This is a genomic window from Vibrio sp. EJY3 (genome assembly GCF_000241385.1).
GTDB classification, from domain to species: Bacteria; Pseudomonadota; Gammaproteobacteria; order Enterobacterales; family Vibrionaceae; genus Vibrio; species Vibrio natriegens.
In genome coordinates, this window is record NC_016613.1 from 1,059,119 (window position 1) to 1,083,308 (window position 24,190).

General features: G+C 43.8%; 22 protein-coding genes. 10 read left to right on the forward strand and 12 right to left on the reverse strand.

Annotated features, from left to right (window positions below; translation table 11 throughout):
- Positions 1-23: 23 nt before the first annotated feature.
- Both xthA and VEJY3_RS04835 read right to left on the reverse strand, forming a co-directional pair.
- Positions 24-830 carry an exodeoxyribonuclease III gene (gene xthA / locus VEJY3_RS04825; protein WP_014231306.1) on the reverse strand — a complete coding sequence of 269 codons (807 nt, stop codon included), beginning with the start codon at positions 828-830 and terminating at the stop codon, positions 24-26.
- Positions 831-1,114: 284 nt separating this feature from the next.
- Positions 1,115-2,002 (reverse strand): LysR family transcriptional regulator, encoded by an 888-nt coding sequence (locus tag VEJY3_RS04835; RefSeq protein WP_014231308.1) that lies wholly within the window; start codon positions 2,000-2,002, stop codon positions 1,115-1,117.
- 127 nt (positions 2,003-2,129) lie between these two features.
- Here VEJY3_RS04835 and VEJY3_RS04840 point away from each other — a divergent pair, with 127 nt between their 5' ends.
- Positions 2,130-2,558: a CidA/LrgA family protein gene (locus tag VEJY3_RS04840; RefSeq protein ID WP_014231309.1), complete on the forward strand. Its 429-nt coding sequence runs from the start codon at positions 2,130-2,132 to the stop codon at positions 2,556-2,558.
- A gap of 2 nt (positions 2,559-2,560) precedes the next feature.
- Positions 2,561-3,256: an LrgB family protein gene (locus tag VEJY3_RS04845; protein WP_014231310.1), complete on the forward strand. Its 696-nt coding sequence runs from the start codon at positions 2,561-2,563 to the stop codon at positions 3,254-3,256.
- 293 nt (positions 3,257-3,549) lie between these two features.
- On the opposite strand, the gene rsmS is transcribed toward VEJY3_RS04845, so the two are convergent.
- The 4 genes from rsmS to dinG are packed head-to-tail and all read right to left on the reverse strand — an operon-like array spanning position 3,550 to position 7,134.
- Positions 3,550-3,717, reverse strand: coding sequence for a pleiotropic regulatory protein RsmS (gene rsmS / locus VEJY3_RS04850; protein WP_014231311.1), 168 nt, complete (start codon positions 3,715-3,717; stop codon positions 3,550-3,552).
- The gene (locus VEJY3_RS04855; RefSeq protein ID WP_014231312.1) at positions 3,717-4,262 is read right to left on the reverse strand and encodes a primosomal replication protein; all 546 of its coding nucleotides are present in this window, start codon (positions 4,260-4,262) and stop codon (positions 3,717-3,719) included. Before VEJY3_RS04855 ends, rsmS begins: the two co-directional genes overlap by 1 nt.
- Positions 4,259-5,044: a TSUP family transporter gene (locus tag VEJY3_RS04860; protein WP_014231313.1), complete on the reverse strand. Its 786-nt coding sequence runs from the start codon at positions 5,042-5,044 to the stop codon at positions 4,259-4,261. The genes VEJY3_RS04855 and VEJY3_RS04860 overlap by 4 nt, the downstream gene beginning before the upstream one ends.
- A 14-nt stretch (positions 5,045-5,058) precedes the next feature.
- Positions 5,059-7,134 (reverse strand): ATP-dependent DNA helicase DinG, encoded by a 2,076-nt coding sequence (gene dinG / locus VEJY3_RS04865; protein ID WP_014231314.1) that lies wholly within the window; start codon positions 7,132-7,134, stop codon positions 5,059-5,061.
- Positions 7,135-7,650: 516 nt separating this feature from the next.
- Between dinG and VEJY3_RS04870 the strand changes: the two genes are divergently transcribed.
- Positions 7,651-8,649 carry a porin gene (locus VEJY3_RS04870; RefSeq protein WP_014231315.1) on the forward strand — a complete coding sequence of 333 codons (999 nt, stop codon included), beginning with the start codon at positions 7,651-7,653 and terminating at the stop codon, positions 8,647-8,649.
- 180 nt (positions 8,650-8,829) lie between these two features.
- On the forward strand, positions 8,830-9,492 hold the full coding sequence (locus VEJY3_RS04875) for a DUF2057 family protein (RefSeq protein WP_014231316.1): 663 nt from the start codon (positions 8,830-8,832) through the stop codon (positions 9,490-9,492).
- Between the two features lie 75 nt (positions 9,493-9,567).
- Here VEJY3_RS04875 and VEJY3_RS04880 read toward each other — a convergent pair whose 3' ends face one another.
- Positions 9,568-10,269, reverse strand: coding sequence for a pseudouridine synthase (locus tag VEJY3_RS04880; protein ID WP_014231317.1), 702 nt, complete (start codon positions 10,267-10,269; stop codon positions 9,568-9,570).
- Positions 10,270-10,579: 310 nt separating this feature from the next.
- Here VEJY3_RS04880 and VEJY3_RS04885 point away from each other — a divergent pair, with 310 nt between their 5' ends.
- Positions 10,580-12,805: an NADP-dependent isocitrate dehydrogenase gene (locus tag VEJY3_RS04885; protein ID WP_014231318.1), complete on the forward strand. Its 2,226-nt coding sequence runs from the start codon at positions 10,580-10,582 to the stop codon at positions 12,803-12,805.
- Between the two features lie 144 nt (positions 12,806-12,949).
- Here the strand turns inward: VEJY3_RS04885 and cspD are convergent, their stop codons facing one another.
- On the reverse strand, positions 12,950-13,168 hold the full coding sequence (cspD, locus tag VEJY3_RS04890) for a cold shock domain-containing protein CspD (RefSeq protein ID WP_014231319.1): 219 nt from the start codon (positions 13,166-13,168) through the stop codon (positions 12,950-12,952).
- Between the two features lie 739 nt (positions 13,169-13,907).
- Between cspD and clpS the strand changes: the two genes are divergently transcribed.
- Both clpS and clpA read left to right on the forward strand, forming a co-directional pair.
- Positions 13,908-14,228 carry an ATP-dependent Clp protease adapter ClpS gene (clpS, locus tag VEJY3_RS04895; protein ID WP_014231320.1) on the forward strand — a complete coding sequence of 107 codons (321 nt, stop codon included), beginning with the start codon at positions 13,908-13,910 and terminating at the stop codon, positions 14,226-14,228.
- 48 nt (positions 14,229-14,276) lie between these two features.
- The gene (gene clpA, locus VEJY3_RS04900) at positions 14,277-16,547 is read left to right on the forward strand and encodes an ATP-dependent Clp protease ATP-binding subunit ClpA (RefSeq protein ID WP_014231321.1); all 2,271 of its coding nucleotides are present in this window, start codon (positions 14,277-14,279) and stop codon (positions 16,545-16,547) included.
- 164 nt (positions 16,548-16,711) lie between these two features.
- Here the strand turns inward: clpA and infA are convergent, their stop codons facing one another.
- From infA to aat, 3 genes are all read right to left on the reverse strand, one after another.
- The gene (gene infA / locus VEJY3_RS04905; protein ID WP_006075347.1) at positions 16,712-16,930 is read right to left on the reverse strand and encodes a translation initiation factor IF-1; all 219 of its coding nucleotides are present in this window, start codon (positions 16,928-16,930) and stop codon (positions 16,712-16,714) included.
- Positions 16,931-17,012: 82 nt separating this feature from the next.
- The gene (locus VEJY3_RS04910) at positions 17,013-17,714 is read right to left on the reverse strand and encodes an arginyltransferase (protein ID WP_014231322.1); all 702 of its coding nucleotides are present in this window, start codon (positions 17,712-17,714) and stop codon (positions 17,013-17,015) included.
- Positions 17,711-18,421 (reverse strand): leucyl/phenylalanyl-tRNA--protein transferase, encoded by a 711-nt coding sequence (aat, locus tag VEJY3_RS04915; protein ID WP_014231323.1) that lies wholly within the window; start codon positions 18,419-18,421, stop codon positions 17,711-17,713. The genes VEJY3_RS04910 and aat overlap by 4 nt, the downstream gene beginning before the upstream one ends.
- Positions 18,422-18,460: 39 nt before the next feature.
- On the opposite strand from aat, the gene VEJY3_RS04920 reads away from it, so the two are divergent.
- Both VEJY3_RS04920 and aroA read left to right on the forward strand, forming a co-directional pair.
- Positions 18,461-18,937, forward strand: a complete 477-nt coding sequence (locus VEJY3_RS04920) for a glycine zipper 2TM domain-containing protein (protein WP_014231324.1) — start codon at positions 18,461-18,463, stop codon at positions 18,935-18,937.
- A 161-nt stretch (positions 18,938-19,098) separates the two neighbouring features.
- Complete coding sequence (gene aroA / locus VEJY3_RS04925; protein WP_014231325.1) at positions 19,099-20,379, forward strand: 3-phosphoshikimate 1-carboxyvinyltransferase; 1,281 nt, start codon at positions 19,099-19,101, stop codon at positions 20,377-20,379.
- A 79-nt stretch (positions 20,380-20,458) separates the two neighbouring features.
- On the opposite strand, the gene VEJY3_RS04930 is transcribed toward aroA, so the two are convergent.
- Positions 20,459-20,707, reverse strand: a complete 249-nt coding sequence (locus VEJY3_RS04930) for a YciN family protein (protein WP_014231326.1) — start codon at positions 20,705-20,707, stop codon at positions 20,459-20,461.
- A 423-nt stretch (positions 20,708-21,130) separates the two neighbouring features.
- Here VEJY3_RS04930 and topA point away from each other — a divergent pair, with 423 nt between their 5' ends.
- Positions 21,131-23,758 (forward strand): type I DNA topoisomerase, encoded by a 2,628-nt coding sequence (topA, locus tag VEJY3_RS04935; RefSeq protein ID WP_014231327.1) that lies wholly within the window; start codon positions 21,131-21,133, stop codon positions 23,756-23,758.
- Positions 23,759-24,190: the final 432 nt, after the last annotated feature.

A 24,190-nucleotide genomic window follows, 5' to 3' on the forward strand; every position in this document is an offset into this window, starting at 1 on the left:
CTTTTTATTTAGGTGAGGAAGGATTACTTGAACGTTGACCAGATAGGGGCGTGGTCAGATGGTTTTTCAATCCCACGCAGTTCATAGTCGATACCTGATTCGATACATTTCTGTGCCAGTGAAGGCGTCGCTAAAATCACATCGATTCGTAGACCACGGTTATCATCAAAACCGCGAGAACGGTAATCAAACCACGAAAAACGGTCATTCACTTCTGGATACAGTTTACGGAAAGTATCTTCAAAGCCCCAGTCTAATAAAATTTTCAGCCATTCACGCTCTTCTGGCTGGAACGAACATTTGCCCGTTTTTAGCCAGCGTTTGCGATTTGGCTCGCCAATGCCGATGTCGTCATCAATTGGGCTTATGTTGATGTCGCCCATAACAATTAATTGTTCATCGTTACTATGATGATCATTCAAGTATGTCATTAGGTCTTTGTAGAACTGGCGCTTATACGGAAATTTGGTTTCGTGGCTAATATTGTCCCCTTGAGGGAAGTAGCCGTTAAGTACCGTTACCTTTTCACCATTTTCGTCTTTAAAGGTCGCCATGATCATGCGCTTTTGATGTTCTTCGTTATCGGTTGGAAAACCTTTCTGCACACTGATAGGTTCTTGCTTACAAAGCATCGCAACACCGTAGTGCGCCTTTTGACCATGAAAATACACTTTGTAACCCATGGCTTCGACATCTGCTATTGGAAACGCTTCATCGTGGACTTTGATTTCCTGAAGCCCAATAACGTCAGGCTGGTGTTTGTCGATGAGCGCCTGGAGCTGATGCAGTCTTGCACGGAGTCCGTTGATGTTAAAGCTGATTACTTTCATATACTTTTGAACCTATTGTTATCCCTTGTAATGCCTTTTGGCTAAAGGGTTTTTGAAAACTAATAAAGTGTATTTTGATGGATGATGGCGAGGTTTGTTGAGTAACGCCGCCACTTTGTCGCCATTTTTATCGCTATACTTTGAGGCCGCTGATCGGGTTGAAATTGACTACCGACGAAAGGTGATCTGGCGTAAACCATCGTTTGTTCAATTTTGACATGACCTAGTGCCGCTTTCAAATCGAGGATATTACCGCCATTACGCATGAAAGCCCTTGCTTTAGGCTATGCATGGCTCCTTCCACTTTCCTGACAAAGTTTAATCCATGCCTCTGCAGCTTTAGAGATATATCTCTCTTGATTCCAAACCACGCCAAGTTGCCAATTGATGGAGGGCTGAATAGGTATTATCAGCAGATCTTCGTCAAGAATACGATTACATAAAGGTTGGGGAAGAAAGGTCACACCAACTCCACTTTTCACGAGAGCAACGAGAAAGTCCCACTGGCTACTACGGGCTGAAATTTGCGGAGAATACCCTGCTTGTTGGCATTGGCTCAGAATGTAATCACTCAAAGTAAATTCTTCTGTGTAGATATAGAAAGGTTCCTCTTTTAGCTCTTCCCATGAGATCGAGCTTTTTTCTGACCAAGAAGTTGTGTCAGGTAAAATGGCATGAATGGGATATTCATCAAGGACAAGGTTTGTTAAGCAATCTCTATTCTGAGTCGCTAACATGGTGATTGCAACATCAAGATCGCCTTCGATAAGTGCCTGCTCAATCCTCCTGCCTCCGTATTCGACGATCGTTAGTTCTACATTCGGGTAGAGTTGTTTATATTGGCGAATTAATCCAGCGTACAGGGGACCAACCATAGGTGGGATGCCTAAGCGAAGATGACCTCGTTCTAATTTGTTGAGATCAATGAGTTCGGAGTTTAATTGTGCCATTGTCTCTAATATTTGTTTTGCCCGAAGATATACGATTTCTCCTGCATCCGTTAGCCAGAACTTTCTCCCCTCACGATGTATCAGTGGTTGTGCAACAGACTGTTCGAGACTTTGTATCATTTTGCTGATTGTTGGCTGGGTCACGTATAAATTTTCTGAAGCCCGGGTGAAACTTTTTTGATCAATGAGTTCGACAAAATAACGGAGTGATTTAATGTCCATGCTTTGCTCAATTTAGCTATTAGAAAACTATTCCATTTTGGCATGATTTTGATAATAAAAATTCACTATATGACTATTTTTGTTCTGGATATAATGTGATCAAAATCTCAGAATGGAGTAAGAAGTCATGAAGGTATTTACTGGTGGATTGCTTACCTTGCTGCAAATTGGCTTGTTATCTGCGATATGGTGGATTGCCGAGTATTTGGTTAAACAGTTTAATTTTCCGGTGCCAGCTAATTTGGCTGGGATGTTGATATTACTGTTGTGTCTGTTTCTTGGTGTGATCAAAGCAAGCTGGTTACGTAAAGGTGCAACTTGGCTGTTAGCTGAAATGCTATTGTTCTTTGTGCCAGCTGTAGTTGCCGTGGTGAAATACCAATCACTGATAGAAACGGAAGGATTACGAATATTTGTTGTATTACTGATTAGTACAGTTTTAGTTTTGGGAATTACGGCTGCGGTTGTTGATCGTGTTTATCGTTTTGAGTTGCAGTTGTCCCGGAGAAAAAGCAACAGACACTACCAAAAACTGACAAAACATACGGAGCACTAACTATGTTCGAAACAGATTTTGGATTGGGTATATTGTGTTTATTGATGACGGTTGTTTTTTATTATTTGAGCAAAATACTTTATCAGCGTAAAAAAACGATTTTTTTGATGCCTTTGTTGCTGGCGCCCTTGTTGCTGATTGTGGTCGTGTTCGCTTTTCATATTCCTTATCAATCTTATATGTCAGAGTCTCATTGGCTGTTGTGGATGCTTGGCCCTGCCACTGTTGCTTTTGCTATTCCTGTATATGACAACCGTCGTCTTATTCAACGGCATTGGTTATCCATGTCAATTGGTGTTCTTACGTCCATTTTTGTAGCCATAGGAAGCTCTGTTTTGTTGGCCAAAATCTTTGGTCTGTCAGCGATTTTGCAGAAAAGCTTAGCAATGCGTTCTATTACGACGCCTTTTGCGGTTGAAGCGAGTAAATTGATAGGTGGTCAAGAAGATTTAACGGCATTATTTGTCGTGATGACTGGTGTCATAGGAATGGCTGTTGGAGAAGTAATTCTTACCGTTTTATCCATTCGTTCTCGCTTGGGTAAGGGGTCAAGTCTGGGAGCTTCTGCTCACGGAGCGGGTACTGCAAAAGCCTATCAACTGGGAAGTTCTGAAGGTGTCATATCCAGCGTTGCGATGATGCTCGCTGGTATGATTACTGTGTTATTGGCACCAGTTATTGGCCATCTTATATGGTAAATAAGGTTTTTCAGTTGGAACCTAATCATGTCATAAACCTCATATACTAATCCCAGTTAGCATTTATTAATGTATTTTCATAATCCATGCCCAGTGTCTGTTGACCTAACTGATAAGCCGATAACGCAGTATAAAAGAGCCACAAATACTGCCCCCGCTAAAAGCGTTTTACTCTTTGTTGAGAGGTGTTTTGCTTAGAATGGCTAGGCTACAAACAACTAGCCGTCCGCCTCTCTCCGCGATTAAAAAGCTTTTGTCTCGAACAAAATGTAGTGGCAATTGCTAAATCTAGCTTACTGTTTAGATTTTAATTTGTTCTCTAAATCTATTTGCACTATTTTCAAAGCACTTAACGCAACTTCAGGGTCAACTTCGTTTGATTCGAGTAAGTAGATGAGGTCGACGGCCAGTTTTACATCATCTGGTGCATCGTCAAGAGGAGAGGTTGGTTGGTCAGACATTACTGATGTTTTTCCCTGTGAGTGATTTGGTTTTCGAGCTTAACTAACGCCGCTTCGCAGCGTTCCAGCCGTTGTTCTGTAGCGAGTAAAACCTTCTGCGCTTCTGCGCGCATGAAACTCGGAGCTGTTGCTACTGCTCTCTCTTTTTCAAGTACCATTTCTCGTAAACGACGAGCCCACTCTTGATGCTGAGCAAGCTCTTGATACAGAACATTGATCGGTTTTCGAAAATGGCTGCTGTGCTTGATTTCGTTTTTACGGATTTTGGTGGTTGAGATTTCCCGCTGGATGGCAGCAATCTGTGCGACCAAACGTTCAGTAAGATATTCAGCACGCAGGGCAGTTAACTTGCCTTCGTTCTGCTCTCGAACGATGGCACCCAGTGTTGACTTGGCTTCTTTGACACAAGGTGTGAGCAATCGAGAACGACAGCTAAACAGACGTTCATCAAAAAGCGGCACATGATGCTCACCCCTTTGACGATCAAGCATGGCGGCTTGTTTTGCCATCTGCTCTAAATGTGCTGAAAGTTGATCGATGTTCATGTTAACCCTACAAACCAAGCATCATAAGCCAATTTAATCGCAAGTATGCTCACCACGGTAACGAATACCGGGCGAATGAATTTAGCGCCAAAGTGAATCGCAGAATGAGCGCCGACAAAAGCACCTGCCATTAAGCATAGCCCCATCGTTAAGCCTAGCACCCAGTTGATATGCCCCAACACTGCAAAAGTAATGAGGGAAGTAAAGTTACTGGTAAAGTTCATTGCTTTTGCCAGGCCAGAAGCAAGTAGGATATTCAGTCGATAGAGTGCCATTGAGCTCACCGTCCAGAATGCCCCCGTGCCCGGACCTGCCAGCCCATCGTAGAAGCCAAGTGAAAAGCCTTGTGCATATTGCTTTTTATGTAGTCGAGGGCACGGCTCTGGTATTGGACTTTGGTGTGTCGTTTTCGGCGTTTTATGGAAAACGGTATATAGAGCAGCTGCCAAGATGATCAGCGGCAATACTTTCTCTAACCACTCGGTACTGATAGCGTCGACAAACAGCGTACCAACGGTTGCTCCTATTAGGGTGGCAACGAAGGATCTTCCCCAGCATCTTGGGCGGAATAAACGCTTTTTGTAGTAGGTGAAAGCCGCCGTCGAAGAGGCAAACGTCGCGGCGAGTTTGTTTGTTCCCAGAGCGATGTGGGGTGGAAGCCCCAAAGATAACAACGTTGGGACGGTTAGCATACCACCACCACCAGCAACGGCATCGATGAATCCAGCAACAAAAGCGACAAGCGCCAACACCAGCAACATGCCTGGCTCAATCATTTCCATAAATGGTTTTTCTTCTAATATTCTATTTTACGTTTAAATGGCGGCAGCGAGTCGATTAACGCTTGCCCATATCTCTTTGTGACAAGGCGTCTATCTAGAATGGTTACTCTACCAGAATCGCGCTCTTTTCGCAGTAACCGACCAACGCCTTGGATCAGCTTTTTACTCGCATCTGGTACAGTGATCTGCATAAATGGATTTCCGCCTTTCTTTTCGATGTATTCGGAATGAGCCTGTTCTACAGGAGAAGTCGGAACACCAAATGGTATCTTGGTAATGACCAGATTTTCGAGAAGCTCACCCGGTAAATCAAGTCCTTCAGAAAAGCTTCCGGTACCAAATAGAACACTGGTTTTATTTGTTTCTATTAGCTTTTTATGTTTTTTTAGAATTTCTTGGCGCGAGCTTTCACCTTGTACTTGCAACGCCCAGCCTCGCTTAACAAAGTCTGTAGACAAGGCCTCGGCGACTTGGTTCATTTGCCAGTAAGAAGAGAATAATACTAAGTTGGCTTTATTGTCTTCTAAGTACTTAGGCAATATCTCAATAAGATATTCAGTAAACTGAGGTGCAGGCGGTTCATATTTCATCGCTGGAATAAGTAACTCAGCCTGGTTCTGATAATCAAATGGTGAAGCCAACGCTAAAAACTGAGTGCCAGACTCTGGTTTACCATCAATGCCAGCTTGATGACAAAAGTAATGGAACGAATTTAGTGCTCTAATCGTTGCCGATACTAATACCGCACCAATACAGCGACTCCAAATTTGTTGGTCAAGCTGCCAGCCGATTTCCAACGGGGAAACGCTGACGATGAAGTCTCCTTCACGCTCTGGGTGTTTTTGTAACCATCTCGCCAGAGGCGCGCCTTTTTCACGTGTCGGTTCAGCCATCAGGTGCCAAACTTGGGCGAGGTTTTCCAAACGTTGGATATAAAACCCCAGCTCCGCAAGCGCAGGTTCGGCTAATCTGGTCGAAAGTTCCCCATCTTTTACACGCTCAGCGATAAGATCGGCGATTTTTGCGACACTTTGATTCGCTTTCTTACTCGCTTGTTTGAGATCTTTTGATTGATTCTCCAACCACGTCGGCAGCTCTCCGTGCTCAAAGCGATAAATGTCTTGGTCAAAGTGGGCAGGGTCAAACTGCTTTGCCAACTGGCTAAGCTCAGGTATCAAGGTTTGCACGGATTCCTGTAAATCATTTCGGAATCGAGATACGCGTTTTTCATCCGCTAGCGAGGAAAACTTGCTGATTGATTGATTGAGCTTTTCTAACCACGCGGCAGCACCCTTCAAACTCGCTGATGCAGACGCATGATCGCGCGCGACATGCGGTAAGTGATGCGCTTCGTCGAAGACATAAATGGTGTTTTCGGGCTCTGGTAAAATCACGCCACCCCCTAAGTCGGCATCAGCCATTACTAGAGAATGGTTTGCAATGATGACGTCGTTTTTATCTAACTCTGAGCGAGCCTTTTGAAAAGGACAACCACGATGTCCTGGCAAACTGTTATTGCAACTGTGCTTATCACTGACAATAAGCTGCCACAGCTGGTCATCAATAGGTTTTGGCCACGAGTCACGATCCCCGTCCCATTTGCCTTGAGCTAGAGAGCGATACATCGTCTCCAACAGCTCAATATCTTTTTTCTTAGGCTTGGTTTCGAACATTGCTAATTGGCCGCCATCGACCCCGCTCGCCGTAGCAAGTTTTTCTGCACAACAATAACGTTGCCTACCTTTTGCCAGAATAAAAGAAAACTCTTTATCCGTTAGTCGGCGGTATAAAGGTAAATCCTTGTTAATAAGCTGCTCTTGTAGCGCGACAGTGGCAGTAGATATCACCACTTTGCGATTGTTGTGAACGGCGACTGGAATGGCTGCCATCAGGTAGGAGAGAGACTTACCTATACCAGTCCCTGCTTCTGCGACCAGCATGCGGTTAGATTTATGATATTGGCCACAAAGTGTTTTTGCTATTTCAGCAACGAGATAGTTTTGCGCTCTTCTAGGAACAAAGTTATCAAGCTGAGCTTGTAAGTTCTGGTAGCTATGGCGAATCGATTTTTGAATGTTACTGGTCAGCATACGGGCCTCAAATGCGTTGGAGGCGAATAGTAGCACACATCACTAGCTGTAAAGTAGTTCACAAAATGGAATGCTTTTGTTCGGAATATGGATCTTCTTCACAAAAAAAGATTGAACCTAATCTAAATGAAATCGAGTTCATTAGTATTTATATATAAAATCCTCTATTTTATAAAAATAAAAGAATAAAAATCTAATTTAGTGGTTATTTTTTAATCCGAACGTGGTGTTTATATTTGTAATTAATGGTTGTGTAATTGTGAAAAAATCAAGTTTATTGTTTAGATGTTAATCTAAAAAATGATATGTAAAATATCAACTTGTTGTTAAATAAGATCTTTTTTGTTTTTTTACATTCGAGTTTAGAAAATTTGACAGGCAGAACAATCTTTTGCACTCTAGGTTCAGATTTTGGGAAAGCATTGCGTAACAACCAGTTAACGCTAGCGCTCAAAAAAATAAAAAAAGGGAATTCGGAAAGGATATCCCAAACTAAGAAAAGGCAGTGGATTAATTATGAAAAAGACTCTTTTAGCATTAGCAGTTGCAACTGTATCTACTTCTGCACTTGCTGCAGGCAACATCTACGACGACGGTACTACAGCGTTCAACGTAAAAGGTGAAATCGATACTTACCTAAGTGCTGCTGAAACAACAGTAACTAGCGCTGGTGTAGCTACTGAATCTGACTCTGATCTTGACGTAGACCTATGGGCTAAAATCCAGATCGATGCAACACACAAGCTAAACGACAGCGTAACTGCATTCGGTTCTTTCGAAATCGAAAACGGCAACGGTTTCAACGGTTGGGAAGGCAAGTTGGATGATGATCATTCAATGAAAACTGACGACCTTTACTTCGGCTTCAGCGTTGGTGAAAACTTCGGTATCGCTGCTGGTGAAGTTGGTGACTTCGGTGATTCTCTAGACGCAATCACAATCGATAACACTAACGAAGGTTTCGGTTACATGGATGACTTCGTTAGTTCTCTAGAGTCTGCTGGCCATGCAGTTTCACTTAAGTACACAACTGGCGGTCTTAAGTTAATTGCTGACTCTTACCTATCTTCTAACGAAGATGAAGATGTAGCATACGGTGTATCTGCTCAGTACGCATTTAACGAAATGTTCACTGTAGGCGCTACTTACCAAGATCAAGGTAACCGTGGCCATGGTGATGATCACCAAATCATGGGTGTAGCAGCACGTATGAGCATCGCTAACTTCGGCGCAGCAGTGAACTACGTGTCTGAAGACATCGATGGCGCTACTGATCTAGAAACAATTTCTGCTGCTCTAGACTACCAAATCGAAAAAGCACGTCTTTACACTTCATTCGGTTTCACTGAAGGTGACAACGACGAAGAAATCAACTACTACACTGTTGGTGCAGACTACGCAGTTTCTAGCAACATCGCAGCATTCGTAGAATACTCTGATTACGAAAACAAAACAGACAGCAACAACAAAACAGAAGCTGATGGTGCTGTAGCTGGTATGTACTACACATTCTAATAACTTGATATCAAGTTGAATGTAATTCAAAGGTCGCATTTATGCGGCCTTTTTGGTTATATAGGGATTGATTATATAGGTAAGCGGTAAGCGTTATACCCAACTGAGCTTATAGGCATGGTGATATCAGGCTTCGAGATTATTTGGGTATAAAACTTAATGATAAAAAAGGGTTAAATCATGAAACGTACAATTTGGACTTCGATTTTAATGGCGCTTTCTGCGCTGAGTGTCCCTAATGCGTATGCGAATACCAGTTCATTGACGGAACTAGATGCGGCTCAAGGAGTTGAAGTGCTATTTATCAATAGCCAAGATGCAAAACAGATGGATGAACCATTTATGCTTGCGACGGGGTCGAATCAAATCGTATTGCGTATGAATACGATGCTAGGTCGAGGTGAAAAGCGTGGTAACTTCACTTCAGCACCTTATATTCTTACTTTGGATGTCAATGGTGGCGAATTGGAAATCGACGGTCCGCAACTGAACGAGCTAACTCAAGCCAAAAGAGTGTTTGAAGGCGATAAGGTTGATTGGAATGTTAGCCTTAATGACAGCGATATAAACTACGACCAAGTCAAAATGGTGGGAAAAAAGGGCACGTTCCCTTATTCAAACCTTGATGAGCAGCTTGCTATTTATAACGCAGCCAACGGCATTAGTTTTGCGGGCAGTGCAATCGCACCCGCTTCCGGCGCGAGTGTAGTAAACGGTACGCAGCAGGCAGCGACGTCTGCTGGTCCAGATAGCCTGGAAATGCAAAAAGCGAAAATGACGTATTTGAAATTGTCGCCAAACGAGCGTAAAGCCTTCCGTAAGTGGTTGGTTGACCAACAGTAATCGTACGCACTCAACGTCGATGACTGCTTTTAGAGAGCCAGTAGCTGATGCTACTGGCTTTTTTCATTAGAGTGGCTAGAGCTCTATTTCTTTCCACTCCCCCGGCTGTAGATCGCCTAACTCGATGTTCCCCATAGAAAAACGCACCAAACGCAGAGTAGGGAAGCCGATATGAGCGGTCATGCGTCTCACTTGTCGGTTTCTTCCCTCGATGATGGTTATCGCTAGCCAGGTAGTAGGAATATTGGCACGAAAGCGCACGGGTGGCGTTCTTTCCCAGATCTCGGGCGCATCCATCACCTCAACTTTCGCTGGTAGCGTCATCCCGTCCTTCAGTTTTACCCCTTTACGCAGTTTATCAAGATCGGCATCTTCCGGTGCACCATCGACTTGTACCCAGTACGTTTTAGGGGATTTAGATTTAGGCTGTGTTAGTTTTGCCTGCAAAATACCGTCGTTTGTGAGCACCATCAGGCCTTCACTATCACGATCTAATCGACCTGCGGCGTAGACATCTTTTACCGGAATGTAGTCAGCGAGTGTTTTACGTCCATCACCATCAGTAAATTGGCTAAGCGTGTCATAAGGTTTATTAAACACAACTACTTTGCGGTCCTGTGGGTTGATGCGCGGTTTTTGACTTTGTGTTGCTCGGGTATAGCGGCGCTTATTACTTGTTGTGGTACGGGGACGGTCAGACTTTTCAGAACGTTTAAAATGCCCCTCTTTAGATTGATGACTACGACGACCTTTTTCATAACCTGTGCGAGATGACATGTTAACTACCCTACAAAAATGTAAATGAACTGTGTTTGAAAGTTTCAACTTTTCTTATGATCGGATATCATTTGCGCGCCTAAATTTAATAAACGCGCACAGAATGATAGACTATTTCGTGTGAATTGTTTAATTATATCAGTGCACTCATGGATTCAGAGCCCAGCGCTTCAAACTATAACAAAGGGTGCACACCGCATGTTGCGTTATCGAGTTGAATCGTACTTCTCATAAGCGCAGTGCGTCAAAGAAACCAACTCAGAAATTGAGTTGATCAACCAACAAGTTGATTAAAATATAGGGAAATTTCATGCCTACAGAAAAGCCTACAATTATCTACACCATCACTGATGAAGCACCGGCGCTAGCAACTTATTCACTACTACCAATTATCCAATCGTTTACTGCATCGTCTGGCATCAATGTAGATACTCGTGATATTTCACTAGCAGGTCGAATTATCGCTAACTTCCCAGAGCATTTGAAAGAAGAACAACGTATTGGCGATGCGTTGACAGAGCTTGGTAATCTAGCTCAAACTCCAGAAGCGAACATCATTAAGCTGCCAAACATTTCTGCATCTATCCCACAGCTACGTGCGGCGATTAAAGAGCTTCAAAGCAAAGGATACGATCTACCAAATTACCCAGATGAGCCAGCGACTTACGAAGAAGAAGCGATTAAAGCGGCTTACGACAAAATTAAGGGTAGTGCAGTAAACCCAGTTCTACGTGAAGGTAACTCAGACCGTCGTGCTCCGCTTTCTGTTAAGAACTATGCGAAGAAAAATCCTCATTCAATGGGTGCATGGTCTGCGGATTCAAAATCACATGTCGCTAGCATGTCTGGCAATGACTTCTTTGGCAGTGAAAAATCTACCACCGTTTCAGGTGCGACAGACGTAAAAATCGAGTTTGTTGGTGCTGACGGTTCGGTTAAAGAACTTAAAGCAGCATTTCCGCTGTTAGACAAAGAAGTAATCGATTCTTCAGTAATGAAGAAGAAAGCACTGGTTGAGTTCTTCGAAAAAGAAATTGCTGAAGCAAAAGCACAAGACGTATTGCTATCTCTACACATGAAAGCGACCATGATGAAGGTTTCTGACCCTGTCATCTTCGGTCACGCTGTAAAAGTGTACTACAAAGACGTATTCGCTAAATACGGAAAGCTATTCGAAGAGCTTGGCGTTGATGTAAATAATGGTCTTGGTGACGTTTACGCAAAAATCGAATCACTACCAGCAGCACAAAAAGAAGAGATTGAAGCGGCAATTCAAGCGGTTTACCAAACTCAGCCTGAGCTAGCGATGGTTGATTCTGATCGTGGTATCACCAACCTTCACGTACCAAGCGACATCATCGTTGACGCGTCTATGCCAGCAATGCTTCGCTCTTCTGGTCAAATGTGGGGCCCTGACGGCAAGCAAAAAGATACGAAAGCATTGATTCCTGATCGTTGCTACGCAGGTATTTACCAAGCAGTAATTGATTTCTGTAAAGAGCATGGTGCATTTGATCCAACAACAATGGGCAGCGTACCAAACGTTGGTCTAATGGCTCAAAAAGCAGAAGAGTACGGTTCTCACGATAAGACGTTTATCCTAGATGCAGCAGGTACAGTACGTGTTGTTGATACAGCGGGTCAGGTTCTACTTGAGCAAGCTGTAGAAGAAGGCGACATCTTCCGTATGTGTCAGGTGAAAGATGCTCCAATCCAAGACTGGGTTAAGCTAGCGGTGACTCGTGCTCGCGCAACAGGCGTTCCTGCAGTATTCTGGCTAGATGAAAACCGTGCACACGATGCAGAGCTTATCAAGAAGGTTAACGCATACCTACCTGATCATGATACTGACGGTTTAGAAATTAAGATTCTGTCACCAGTAGACGCATGTCTGTACTCACTAGAGCGTATCAAAGCAGGTCTGGACACAATTTCTGTTACAGGTAACGTACTACGTGACTACCTAACTGACTTGTTCCCAATTCTTGAGCTTGGTACGTCAGCTAAGATGCTATCAATCGTTCCACTGATGAATGGTGGTGGTCTGTTTGAAACTGGTGCTGGTGGTTCTGCTCCAAAGCACGTTCAGCAAGTTGAAAAAGAAAATCACCTTCGTTGGGATTCTCTTGGTGAATTCCTAGCGCTAGCTGCATCTTTAGAGCACCTAAGCGTAGCTACAGGCAATGCGAAAGCACAAGTTCTGGCAGATACACTGGATAAAGCGACAGGTGAGTTCCTAGATAACAACAAGTCACCATCACGTAAAGTGGGTGAGCTGGATAACCGTGGTAGTCACTACTACCTAGCATCATACTGGGCAAAAGCGTTGGCTGAGCAAACAGCGGATGCTGATCTGGCAGCTGAATTTGCACCGATTGCAAAAGCACTATCAGAGCAAGAAGAAGCGATTGTTGCCGAGTTGAACAACGCACAAGGCGTGAAAGGCGAGCTAGGTGGTTACTACCTACTTGATGACTCATTAACGTCTAAACTAATGCGTCCAAGTGCAATTCTGAACTCAATTATCGATAAGTAATGTGAATCTGACACACCGTGCGCGGTGTGTCGTTCAGATAATAATAAACCCGCTGACTTGGCGGGTTTATTTTTCTCTGCGTAACGATAAACAGTGTTTTAATCTATGTTACGAGAGCAATGTTTTGTTTCTACAGCGCTCTAATTATTTCGCTTGGTCTTCAATCGGTACTACGCTGCTCGCGTGACAACCTTTTGGACCTTTTTCTATCTCGTATGAGACTTGTTGGCCTGCTTTCAGTGTACGATAACCGTCCATCTGGATAGTTGAGTAGTGGGCAAAGATATCTCCTTCTTCTTCGTCAGAACAGATAAACCCAAATCCTTTGGCATTGTTAAACCACTTTACTGTACCTGTAGCCATGCTTTTACATCCCTCATGCATTTTTTACTGATGTTGTTACTTTAATCAAGTTATACCTTTAACTTGAAACTACTATTAACTTTTAACGACTGCTAACAGAAGACTTTCTGTTCGTCCATCGCGTCAATGTGAATCCTCGACTCTGCGAGCCTTCGAAATAAAAAAGCTCCGCACAGATGATGATTTATGCATCAACACTTTCCACTGTAGTCAATCAGTCCACACAGTCAATAGCGTTTCGCAACAAACAGAAACATTATTGAAAACAAATCACTTTTGAGATTAACAATTTTGCAAACACTTTCCTGGCTGTACGTTGATGTTCAGATGTTTTAGCTGCTAAATGACAAGTTGAAAAATAGCCATACTATTTGTGTTTGTTATGTTAGTGAAATCCTCTGATTGAATAAAAAATGAAGATTTCGTGATAAATATCGCCTCAAAAATCGGGAAATGTGATCTAATACGGACTGTGCATTGGTATCGCAATCGCAACGTATAAGTAAGAAATCTTAGGGTTGATAGCGGCAAAGTTTTAAGTAAAAGATCACAGCGTATCGATAAGCATCTTTTATTTGCACCCCCGCAAGAGGTGCATTAGTCTCTATATAGGTAGTAACTTTTATCTATCAAAGTTCTATTTCGGTGTCACTTCTCACTACACCGCGCAGCATGCTTGTGGTAGATTGTTTTTATAGGTCGAAAACATCAACCCTTTGATACGATATCTTTAATTGCCATGAGTAAAAATTTTGAGTGGGTCACTCCAGACTCTGATCTTCTGGAGCGAGAAAGTACAAAAATTCAGCCACCTAAGCTGTATAACGTTGTACTCAACAATGATGACTATACACCTATGGATTTCGTCATAGAGGTACTTGAGCGATTCTTTTCTCATGATATAGATAGAGCGACTCAAATAATGCTCAAGGTACACTATGAAGGAAAGGCAGTTTGTGGGACGTACAGCGCAGAAATTGCCGAGACAAAAGTAGCGCAAGTTACGATGTACGCAAGGGAAAATGAACATCCGTTGCTTTGCACTATGGAGCAAGCGTAAAAAGAAGACTTGCTCGAACAACCCCAGTTGTTTTTTCGGGAGGTACTTATGCTAAACAAAGAACTAGAGTCAAGCCTTAACAGTGCATTTGCTCGTGCGCGCGACAAACGTCACGAGTTTATGACTGTCGAACACCTCCTACTTGCATTGTTGGAAAATGATGCAGCTAAGGAAGCCCTTCTAGCCTGCAAAGCGGATTTAGATGCTTTGCGTAACGAACTCGATATATTCATCGATCAAACTACGCCTCTCATCCCAGAAAGCGATGAGACGCGTGAAACTCAGCCGACTTTGAGCTTCCAACGCGTCCTACAACGTGCAGTTTTTCATGTTCAGTCGTCGGGTCGAAATGAAGTGACAGGGGCGAACGTACTTGTTGCTATTTTTAGCGAGCAAGAATCTCATGCTGCTTACCTTCTTAAGAAAAATGATATCTCTCGCCTAGACATCGTCAATTTTATCTCCCACGGCATTACCAAAGCGTCTGGCGCGAGTGAAGATCCATCATCACCAGATTCCTTCAGTTCAGAAAGTACGGATGATTCGAACTCGGAAGAACGTCTGGAGAGTTTTGCTACCAACTTAAACCAGGTAGCTAAAGCGGGGAATATTGATCCGCTAATCGGTCGAGACAAAGAGCTCGAGCGCACTATTCAAGTGCTTTGTCGCCGCCGTAAAAACAACCCGTTGCTTGTCGGTGAAGCTGGTGTGGGTAAAACTGCGATTGCAGAAGGCCTGGCGTGGAGAATTGTTGAAGGGCAGGTTCCTGAAGTTATCGAAAACAGCGTAATCTACTCTTTGGACATTGGTTCTTTGCTTGCGGGTACTAAGTATCGCGGTGATTTTGAGAAACGTTTTAAAACCATTTTGAAACAGCTTGAGAAAGAAGAAGACGCCATTCTGTTTATCGATGAAATTCATACTATCATCGGTGCGGGCGCTGCGTCTGGCGGTCAAGTTGATGCGGCAAACTTAATTAAACCTCTGCTTAGCAGCGGCAAGCTTCGTTGTATCGGCTCAACAACGTACCAAGAGTACAGCAACATATTTGAGAAAGAGCGTGCACTATCTCGTCGCTTCCAAAAAATCGATATTGTTGAGCCATCACTTGATGACACAACTAAGATTTTGATGGGTCTTAAGCCGAAATACGAAGCGCACCACGAAGTTCGCTATACAAACAAAGCACTTCGTGCCGCTGTGGAATTATCGGCTAAGTACATTAATGAGCGTCATTTACCTGATAAAGCAATCGACGTTATTGATGAAGCTGGCGCATGCAGCCGCTTGGCTCCAGCAAGCCGACGTAAGAAAACCGTCGGTGTAGCAGACATTGAAGCAATGGTTGCGAAAATGGCTCGCATTCCAGAAAAATCGGTATCTTCTTCGGATAAAGATATTCTGAAGAATCTGGACCGCAAGATGAAAATGCTGGTGTTCGGACAAGACAATGCGATTGATGCATTATCAGAAGCCATCAAGCTTACCCGCGCAGGGTTGGGTGTAGACAATAAACCTGTCGGTTCATTCTTGTTTGCAGGCCCGACAGGTGTTGGTAAAACGGAAGTGACTGTTCAGCTATCTAAATTGCTTGGCATTGAGCTACTGCGTTTTGATATGTCTGAATACGGCGAACGTCATTCGGTGAGCCGTCTAATCGGTGCTCCACCAGGATATGTGGGTTACGACCAAGGTGGCTTGCTCACTGATGCGGTGATAAAACACCCGCACTCTGTGGTTCTGTTGGATGAGATCGAGAAAGCGCATCCAGATATCTTTAACTTGCTATTGCAAGTGATGGATAACGGCACCCTGACCGACAACAACGGTCGTAAAGCGGACTTCCGCAATGTGATTCTTGTCATGACGACCAACGCCGGTGTTGCGGAAACCGAGAAAAAATCGATAGGCTTGATTCAACAAGACAACAGCCATGACGCGATGGCGGAAATTAAGAAAGTATTTACTCCTGAATTCCGTAACCGCCTTGATAACATCATCTGGTTTAATAGCCTGGATGAGACGGTTATCCATCAAGTTGTCGATAAGTTTATCGTTGAGCTTCAAGTGCAGCTGGATGCTCGTGGTGTCTCGATGGAAGTCTCTCAAGACGCGCGCCACTGGTTGGCACACAAGGGTTACGACAAAGCGATGGGTGCTCGTCCAATGGGACGTGTTATCCAAGAGCAGCTTAAGAAACCTTTGGCGAACGAGCTTCTGTTCGGCTCTTTGGTTAACGGTGGTACCGTGAAGGTTTCACTCGTAAACGATGCTCTGGAATTTGAGTATTTGAGCGAGAAAGAAGCCGCAGTGCACTGATAAACTCTCGGTTCTATGAAACAAAAAAGGATGCGTTAGCATCCTTTTTTAATGAAACTCGGGCAACATGAATCATGCGCGATAGCTCTGCTTGTGATTTATCGACCACAAATAAAAAACGGAGCGTCAGGCTCCGTTTTTTATTTGCATCCGAAAATCAGAGATTAACGAGCACGGAAGACGATGCGGCCTTTAGTTAGGTCGTATGGAGTCATCTCTACAGTTACTTTGTCACCCGTAAGGATACGGATGTAGTTCTTACGCATTTTACCAGAGATATGCGCAGTCACAACGTGACCGTTTTCAAGTTCAACACGGAACATAGTGTTTGGTAGAGTGTCAAGGACAGTGCCTTGCATCTCAATTACGTCTTCTTTAGCCATTTAATCCTCTTTAGAAATTAGGCAAATTTTAGCGGGCTCTATTTTGCCGCTAAATAGTAATTATGTAAAGTTGGAGCGTATTCTACCCTCGCCAACGCTGATTTACTAGCCTTTGGTGGCGTTGAAAGCGTGTTTTATAGTTCATTGCTGGACATTCATCTATCTGATAACCCAAGTATAGCCATTGATGGTTGCTTTTTTGGCAGTACTCTATTTGATACAACACCGCTAATGTACCAAGCGATAGAGGGTAATCAGGGTCGAAAAAGGTATAGAATGCACTCGAACAATGAGGCATGACGTCCGTTACGCCGATGGCAACCAGTTGTTCTGATTCATCGTAGACGTGCAAAAATAGTGTGGTAAGCCAGTTAGTTTGTGCAAAGCGAGCGAACTCATCCCGTTTGGGTGGGTACATCGTACCGCTCTTATGACGTTTACAAATGTAGCGACTATAGAGCTCAAACCAGTCAGGATCCATCTGCGGTTTCATTTCCCAACGCAAACCTTGCCCTTTATTAAGCAGGCGTTTCTGACTTTTTGAAGGGGTGAAGTCTTTTATCGCCACACGGATAGGTTGGCACGCGTTGCAGTTCTCACAATGTGGTTTATATATCGTGTCACCACTGCGACGAAAGCCGTTAGCCATCAATAGCTGATAGTTGTTTTCTGTATGTAAATTGTCATCAAGTGCGACCGCAACACGCTCTTGTCGCTCTGGTAGATAGCTACAAGGGTGGTTGTTGGTCAATCCTATGCGAATATGTTGTAGATCCGTGCTCATGATGCTGAATTCCGCAGAACTTGTGGCTCAAAAGTGCCTGAAGCCATTTGCTTTTCTCTTAAAGATAGTAGCTTTTGCATGAACTCGTCCCGATCAAGTTCAAATGCGCCCAGTGAAGCTAAATGAGAGTTCATTACCTGGCAGTCAATCAATTGGCCTTGATTTGATTTAAGGTGACGAATCAAATACCACAAAGCCACTTTCGATGCGTTATCCTTTAAACTAAACATAGATTCGCCGCAAAACACTTGGCCGACACTTAACCCGTACAAGCCGCCAATCAGTTCATCTTCATGCCATACTTCTACTGAGTGGCAATGCCCAAGCTCAGCAAGTTCTATGTAAGCCATTTGCATGTCTTCGTTGAGCCATGTTTCACTCTCAGGGCGAGTGGAGGAACAGAGCTGAATCACATTTTGGGTTGCTTGATTTAGGGTGACTTGATAATTGTGTTTTCGCTGAAACTTTCTGAGACTTTTTGATGGTTTAAAAGTCAAAGGATCAAAGACCGCACGAGGAGAAGGGCTCCACCAAAGTATAGGCTCACCAGGTCCGTACCAAGGAAAAATTCCCTGATGATAGCCCTTAAGTATTCTCATCGGGTCCAAGTCGCCACCAAAAGCCAGGAGCCCATTAGGGTCGCTCAGTGCTTTATAGGGAGAGGGGAAGGTGAATGCCTTACCAAGTTCAGTTAAATAGATTGCCATAAAAAGTCATTACCAACATTTGAGCCAGAGGAGTTTATGATGACGCGAACACGAAATAGAGCGAAATTGTGGTTTTGGATCATACTGCTTTTACCATTTTTCGCCAATGCAGCTTACGAAAGAAATGTGGCAAAGCCCGTCAACGAAGTTGTCTATGGAAAAGTGGATTCTGTTCGTTATATCACGCAGCAAGAGGTTGTTAAATCAAAAAATAATGGCTGGAAAACGTTACTAGGTGCAACAATCGGTGGGTTGGTCGGAAACCAGTTTGGTGGCGGAACAGGTAAAGAAGTGGCGACCGCCGTTGGTGCGCTTACTGGTGCAGCTGTTGCACAAAATCAAAGTACTGAGCAATACACGGTTGAATCTCAGTTGGTTGAACTTTTGATAAAGGTTGATGGCGACAAACTTATCAATGTTATTCAAGACGTTGATAGAAATATGTTATTTGGCCGCGGCGACGAGGTTCGTATTTTGTATTTTGATGACGGTGTGCGGGTTGATATGGTCTATTAGGCCCCAGTTTTCAGGCAAATAGATACGCTGACTAATTATTCATAAATTAGCGTAGATTTGCTCTGGTTTTGTATTGATTTTTTGGTTAGTCTGAATCCACGAAGAATTGTTCAGCTCTCAAAAAAACGTGAACTGAGAGCACAAAGGATTATCAACTTTCAATGGAAAGCCTAACGTTACAACCAATCAATAAAATCCAAGGGGAAGTTAATCTTCCAGGATCAAAAAGCGTCTCTAACCGAGCTCTTTTGCTAGCTGCTTTAGCAAAAGGCACGACTCGCCTGACAAACCTTCTAGATAGTGACGACATCCGTCATATGCTCAACGCCCTTACCACGCTTGGTGTTCAATATCAGTTGTCTGAAGACAAAACCGAGTGTGTTGTGGAAGGACTTGGCCAACCATTTTCAGTGTCAGAGCCTGTAGAGCTGTTTTTAGGCAATGCTGGCACGGCAATGCGCCCATTAGCGGCTGCGCTGTGTCTTGGTGAAGGTGAGTATGTTTTGACCGGTGAGCCTCGTATGAAAGAGCGCCCAATTGGTCACCTCGTTACTGCATTACAAGATGCTGGTGCAGATATCGAATACCTCGAAAATGAAAACTACCCGCCATTGAAAATTGTGGGAACGGGTTTGAAGTCAGGTACGGTATCGATTGATGGTTCCATTTCGAGTCAGTTTTTAACTGCTTTCCTTATGTCTGCGCCACTCGCTGAAGGCGAAGTGCGCATCAATATCGAAGGCGACTTGGTGTCTAAGCCGTACATCGATATCACGCTGCATATCATGAAGCAGTTTGGCGTTAATGTAATCAACAATGATTATCAGGAATTTGTGATACCTGCTGGTCAGCATTACGTTGCACCTGGTGATTTTCTCGTGGAAGGTGACGCCTCTTCAGCGTCTTACTTCCTGGCAGCAGCGGCGATCAAAGGTGGCGAAGTTAAAGTTACCGGTATTGGTAAAAACAGTATTCAGGGTGACATTCAATTTGCAGATGCGCTTGAAAAAATGGGCGCTGAAATTGAATGGGGCGATGACTATGTGATTGCTCGTGCGGGTAAACTGAAAGGTATTGATATGGATTATAACCATATCCCTGACGCGGCGATGACGATTGCAACCACAGCTCTGTTTGCAGAAGGTACGACAGCGATTCGCAATGTTTACAACTGGCGCGTAAAAGAAACAGACCGTTTGTCTGCGATGGCGACTGAACTTCGTAAAGTTGGCGCTGAAGTGGAAGAGGGTGAGGATTACATCATCGTTAAGCCAGTTCCTCAGCTCAAACATGCTGCGATCGACACCTATGATGACCACCGAATGGCGATGTGTTTTTCACTGGTTGCATTGAGTGATACACCTGTGACCATCAACGATCCGAAATGTACATCGAAGACGTTCCCGGACTACTTCGACAAGCTTAAATCGCTTAGTTGCTAGTAAGCATTCCACATAAATAAAGAGATAAAAAACCAGAGTCAATGTGGCTCTGGTTTTTCTTTTTTAGGGGCTTGTTTGACTATTTTTTCAGCGTAAATTCTTTTGAAAGATGATGCGCTAGATACTTAAACATATTGAAAACGGCAGTCGTGTTTGCCGTTGGTAATCCTTTCTCATCAAGAAAGTATTCCCCTTTAAAGACTAAAACGTCGTCTTTTTCTTCTACGCTTGTCGCGCGCATACCCTCAATGTAATCATCGTGCTCTTGGATGATTTGGTTAGCGATTAAAAGAAGGTCAAATTCTTCAATAAATTTTCTATCAGACATAACGTTCCCGTCATTCATAACAATCTCAGAGCGAAGAAGTATACCTATTATTAACAGGGGATTATACCCAATGGAATGCAATTAAAGGTTACTCTTTAGCGACGGGTTTTCATCGTAGTCACCTAAGGTTGCGGATAATAGACGAAAGTTATTTTGTGATGGGTAACAAAATTTCCTTAATTCGATTAGCAGTAGCAAACTTTGCCTGTTTAGATATGCCGACCAGACCTTTCAAAGCCCTGTCTGTTTGAAGTATAAAGACGATGAATTGTCAACCGATTGGATCTGAATTGCAAAAAAGCAGTTGATCTTCTTTTCATCTCGCACAATAGTAAAAAAAGAAGCAATGAAATAGAACATTATGCGGGTGACTTCCAAGTCAGGGGTTTACCCGCATTATTATGAAGGACGTTAGAGTCAGTTATGGGTAAATCACTCGTTATAGTGGAGTCACCAGCCAAGGCAAAGACAATAAATAAGTACCTTGGTAAAGACTTTGTTGTTAAGTCTAGTGTTGGTCATGTGCGTGATCTGCCTACGGCCGGCCAAAGCACTGGTGAGAAAGCAGCTGCCATTTCAACTAAAGGGATGAGTGCTGAAGAGAAAGCACGAGTCAAAAAAGAGAAAGATCGTAAAGCGCTGATCAAAAAAATGGGGATCAACCCATATCACGACTGGGAAGCGAATTATCAGATTCTTCCTGGCAAAGAAAAAGTAGTTAGCGAATTACAAAAATTAGCCAAAGATGCTGATTACGTCTATCTCGCAACCGATTTGGACCGCGAGGGGGAAGCAATCGCATGGCACCTTCGTGAGATCATCGGTGGCGATGAAGAGCGATACAAACGAGTTGTTTTTAACGAAATTACGAAAAATGCTATCCAGCAAGCTTTCCAGACGCCTGGTGAGCTAAATATGGATGGCGTAAACGCGCAGCAAGCCCGTCGATTCATGGACCGCGTGGTTGGCTTCATGGTCTCTCCATTACTATGGAAGAAAGTTGCTCGTGGCTTGTCTGCAGGCCGTGTTCAGTCGGTTGCGGTTAAGTTGCTGGTAGAGCGTGAGCGCGAAATCAACGCATTTGTGCCGGAAGAATTCTGGGACATCCACGCAAACACCAAGACCAAAGACAAAGCGGATTTCAAACTGCTGGTTGCTCAGAAAGACGGCGTAGCGTTTAAGCCAGTTAATGAGGCAGAAACCAAAGCAGCGATGTCTGTGCTGGAAAAAGCTAGCTACGAAGTTTGCAAGCGTGAAGACCGACCAACGAAAAGTAAGCCGTCAGCGCCTTACATCACTTCGACTCTGCAGCAAGCGGCAAGTACCCGTTTAGGCTACGGCGTTAAGAAGACCATGATGCTGGCTCAACGCTTGTATGAGGCGGGTTACATCACCTATATGCGTACTGACTCAACTAACTTGAGTGCAGAAGCTGTGGATGCTGTCCGTGACTTCATCGGTTCTGAGTTTGGTGACAAGTACCTTCCAGCTTCACCGTTAAAATACGGCAGCAAAGAAGGGGCTCAAGAAGCGCACGAAGCGATTCGACCGTCTAGCGTGGATGTGAAAGCAGAAGATCTGCAAGGTGTCGACGCAGACGCTCATAAGCTTTACGCATTAATTTGGAACCAGTTCGTTGCGTGTCAAATGACGCCAGCAGAATACGATTCCACAACCATCAGCGTCAAAGCTGAAGAGTTCACATTAAAAGCCAAAGGTCGCATCCTGAAGTTTGACGGTTGGACTCGCGTACAACGTCCAATGGGCAAAAACGAAGATACAATCCTTCCTGCGGTGCAGCTTGGCGATAAGCTGAACCTAGAGTCACTTGACCCGAAACAGCACTTTACCAAGCCGCCAGCACGCTTTACAGAAGCCGCACTGGTTAAAGAACTTGAAAAGCGTGGTATTGGCCGTCCATCGACTTACGCGTCTATCATCTCGACGATTCAGGATCGTGGCTACGTGAAAGTCGACCAGCGTCGTTTCTACGCAGAGAAAATGGGTGAGATCGTTACAGACCGTCTGGACGATAGCTTTAATGATTTGATGAACTACGACTTTACCGCGCGTATGGAACAAAAGCTGGACCAAATCGCAGAAGGTGAAGTCAACTGGAAATCAGTACTGGACAACTTCTTTACCGACTTCACCGGTGACCTTGAAAAAGCCGACTTGGATGAGTCTGAAGGTGGTATGAAGCTTAACCACATTGTGATGACAGACATCGAATGTCCGACATGTGGCCGCCCAATGGGTATTCGTACAGCATCCACCGGCGTATTCCTGGGTTGTTCTGGTTATGCACTGCCACCTAAAGAGCGTTGCAAAACCACCATCAACTTAGGCGATGAAGAAGGCATCATCAACGTCTTAGAAGAAGACGTAGAAACCGCAGCGCTACGTGCCAAGAAACGTTGTCCAATCTGTGAAACAGCGATGGACGCGTACCTAATCGACGATAAACGTAAGATGCACGTTTGTGGTAACAACCCAAACTGTGAAGGTTACATCGTTGAATACGGTGAGTTTAAAGTGAAAGGCTATGATGGACCGGTTGTTGAGTGTGACAAGTGTGGTTCTGACATGGTGCTTAAGAATGGTCGCTTCGGTAAATACATGGATTGCACAAGCGAGACATGTAAAAACACCCGTAAGATTCTGAAGAACGGTGAAGTTGCGCCGCCGAAAGAAGATCCAGTGCATTTCCCTGAACTGCCATGTGAAAACTCGGATGCTTACTTTGTGTTGCGTGATGGGGCATCTGGCCTGTTTATGGCAGCCAGCAACTTCCCTAAATCACGCGAAACGCGAGCGCCACTTGTTTCAGAGCTTGCGCTTTACGAAGAACGCTTACCAGAGAAGTTCAAATATCTCGCGACAGCACCACAGGAAGACCCTGATGGTCGTCCGGCAGTGGTTCGTTTTAGCCGTAAAACTAAAGAGAACTACGTTCGCTCTGAAGAGAACGGCAAGCCAAGCGGTTGGACTGCACTTTATGTTGATGGTAAATGGGAAGTCACCGACAAGCGTAAAAAAGCCAAAGCTTAAACGCGTTCAGTAAACAAAAAGGCAGCGAATTCGCTGCCTTTTTATTATTGGTTCCAAATTACCTTCTCTGATTCCGGCGATATTTCATCCTCAAACCTTTAGCCTCACAGTTTTTACAAATCTTTATCTTCATGTTTGCCTCATTCATTTTTTAGCAACATGTGTGTCGTAGCGTGAAGCTTAGAATCGTATGATATTTACAAGCGTTCGATACAGCGCGAATAAATCGTGCATATTTACGTCGCTAACTATGTAGTGTTTTCGTTCGTAAATTGTTTTCAGAGTGTAATCTATTACATTTTCTAATGTGATCTGAATATCGTATCGAGTAAGTCGTGCCTACCTTATACACAGAATGACGTATTTTAAATTGTAATTAAGGTTCAAATTAGATAGTTTATTACAAAGCAAATGCAACAGAATGCATTTAAA

Excerpts from the sequence above, each read along its gene's own strand:
- xthA (WP_014231306.1), bottom strand. The coding sequence starts at position 830 with ATGAAAGTAATCAGCTTTAACATCAACGGACTCCGTGCAAGACTGCAT.
- VEJY3_RS04835 (WP_014231308.1), bottom strand. The coding sequence starts at position 2,002 with ATGGACATTAAATCACTCCGTTATTTTGTCGAACTCATTGATCAAAAA.
- VEJY3_RS04840 (WP_014231309.1), top strand. The coding sequence starts at position 2,130 with ATGAAGGTATTTACTGGTGGATTGCTTACCTTGCTGCAAATTGGCTTG.
- VEJY3_RS04845 (WP_014231310.1), top strand. The coding sequence starts at position 2,561 with ATGTTCGAAACAGATTTTGGATTGGGTATATTGTGTTTATTGATGACG.
- rsmS (WP_014231311.1), bottom strand. The coding sequence starts at position 3,717 with ATGTCTGACCAACCAACCTCTCCTCTTGACGATGCACCAGATGATGTA.
- VEJY3_RS04855 (WP_014231312.1), bottom strand. The coding sequence starts at position 4,262 with ATGAACATCGATCAACTTTCAGCACATTTAGAGCAGATGGCAAAACAA.
- VEJY3_RS04860 (WP_014231313.1), bottom strand. The coding sequence starts at position 5,044 with ATGGAAATGATTGAGCCAGGCATGTTGCTGGTGTTGGCGCTTGTCGCT.
- dinG (WP_014231314.1), bottom strand. The coding sequence starts at position 7,134 with ATGCTGACCAGTAACATTCAAAAATCGATTCGCCATAGCTACCAGAAC.
- VEJY3_RS04870 (WP_014231315.1), top strand. The coding sequence starts at position 7,651 with ATGAAAAAGACTCTTTTAGCATTAGCAGTTGCAACTGTATCTACTTCT.
- VEJY3_RS04875 (WP_014231316.1), top strand. The coding sequence starts at position 8,830 with ATGAAACGTACAATTTGGACTTCGATTTTAATGGCGCTTTCTGCGCTG.
- VEJY3_RS04880 (WP_014231317.1), bottom strand. The coding sequence starts at position 10,269 with ATGTCATCTCGCACAGGTTATGAAAAAGGTCGTCGTAGTCATCAATCT.
- VEJY3_RS04885 (WP_014231318.1), top strand. The coding sequence starts at position 10,580 with ATGCCTACAGAAAAGCCTACAATTATCTACACCATCACTGATGAAGCA.
- cspD (WP_014231319.1), bottom strand. The coding sequence starts at position 13,168 with ATGGCTACAGGTACAGTAAAGTGGTTTAACAATGCCAAAGGATTTGGG.
- clpS (WP_014231320.1), top strand. The coding sequence starts at position 13,908 with ATGAGTAAAAATTTTGAGTGGGTCACTCCAGACTCTGATCTTCTGGAG.
- clpA (WP_014231321.1), top strand. The coding sequence starts at position 14,277 with ATGCTAAACAAAGAACTAGAGTCAAGCCTTAACAGTGCATTTGCTCGT.
- infA (WP_006075347.1), bottom strand. The coding sequence starts at position 16,930 with ATGGCTAAAGAAGACGTAATTGAGATGCAAGGCACTGTCCTTGACACT.
- VEJY3_RS04910 (WP_014231322.1), bottom strand. The coding sequence starts at position 17,714 with ATGAGCACGGATCTACAACATATTCGCATAGGATTGACCAACAACCAC.
- aat (WP_014231323.1), bottom strand. The coding sequence starts at position 18,421 with ATGGCAATCTATTTAACTGAACTTGGTAAGGCATTCACCTTCCCCTCT.
- VEJY3_RS04920 (WP_014231324.1), top strand. The coding sequence starts at position 18,461 with ATGACGCGAACACGAAATAGAGCGAAATTGTGGTTTTGGATCATACTG.
- aroA (WP_014231325.1), top strand. The coding sequence starts at position 19,099 with ATGGAAAGCCTAACGTTACAACCAATCAATAAAATCCAAGGGGAAGTT.
- VEJY3_RS04930 (WP_014231326.1), bottom strand. The coding sequence starts at position 20,707 with ATGTCTGATAGAAAATTTATTGAAGAATTTGACCTTCTTTTAATCGCT.
- topA (WP_014231327.1), top strand. The coding sequence starts at position 21,131 with ATGGGTAAATCACTCGTTATAGTGGAGTCACCAGCCAAGGCAAAGACA.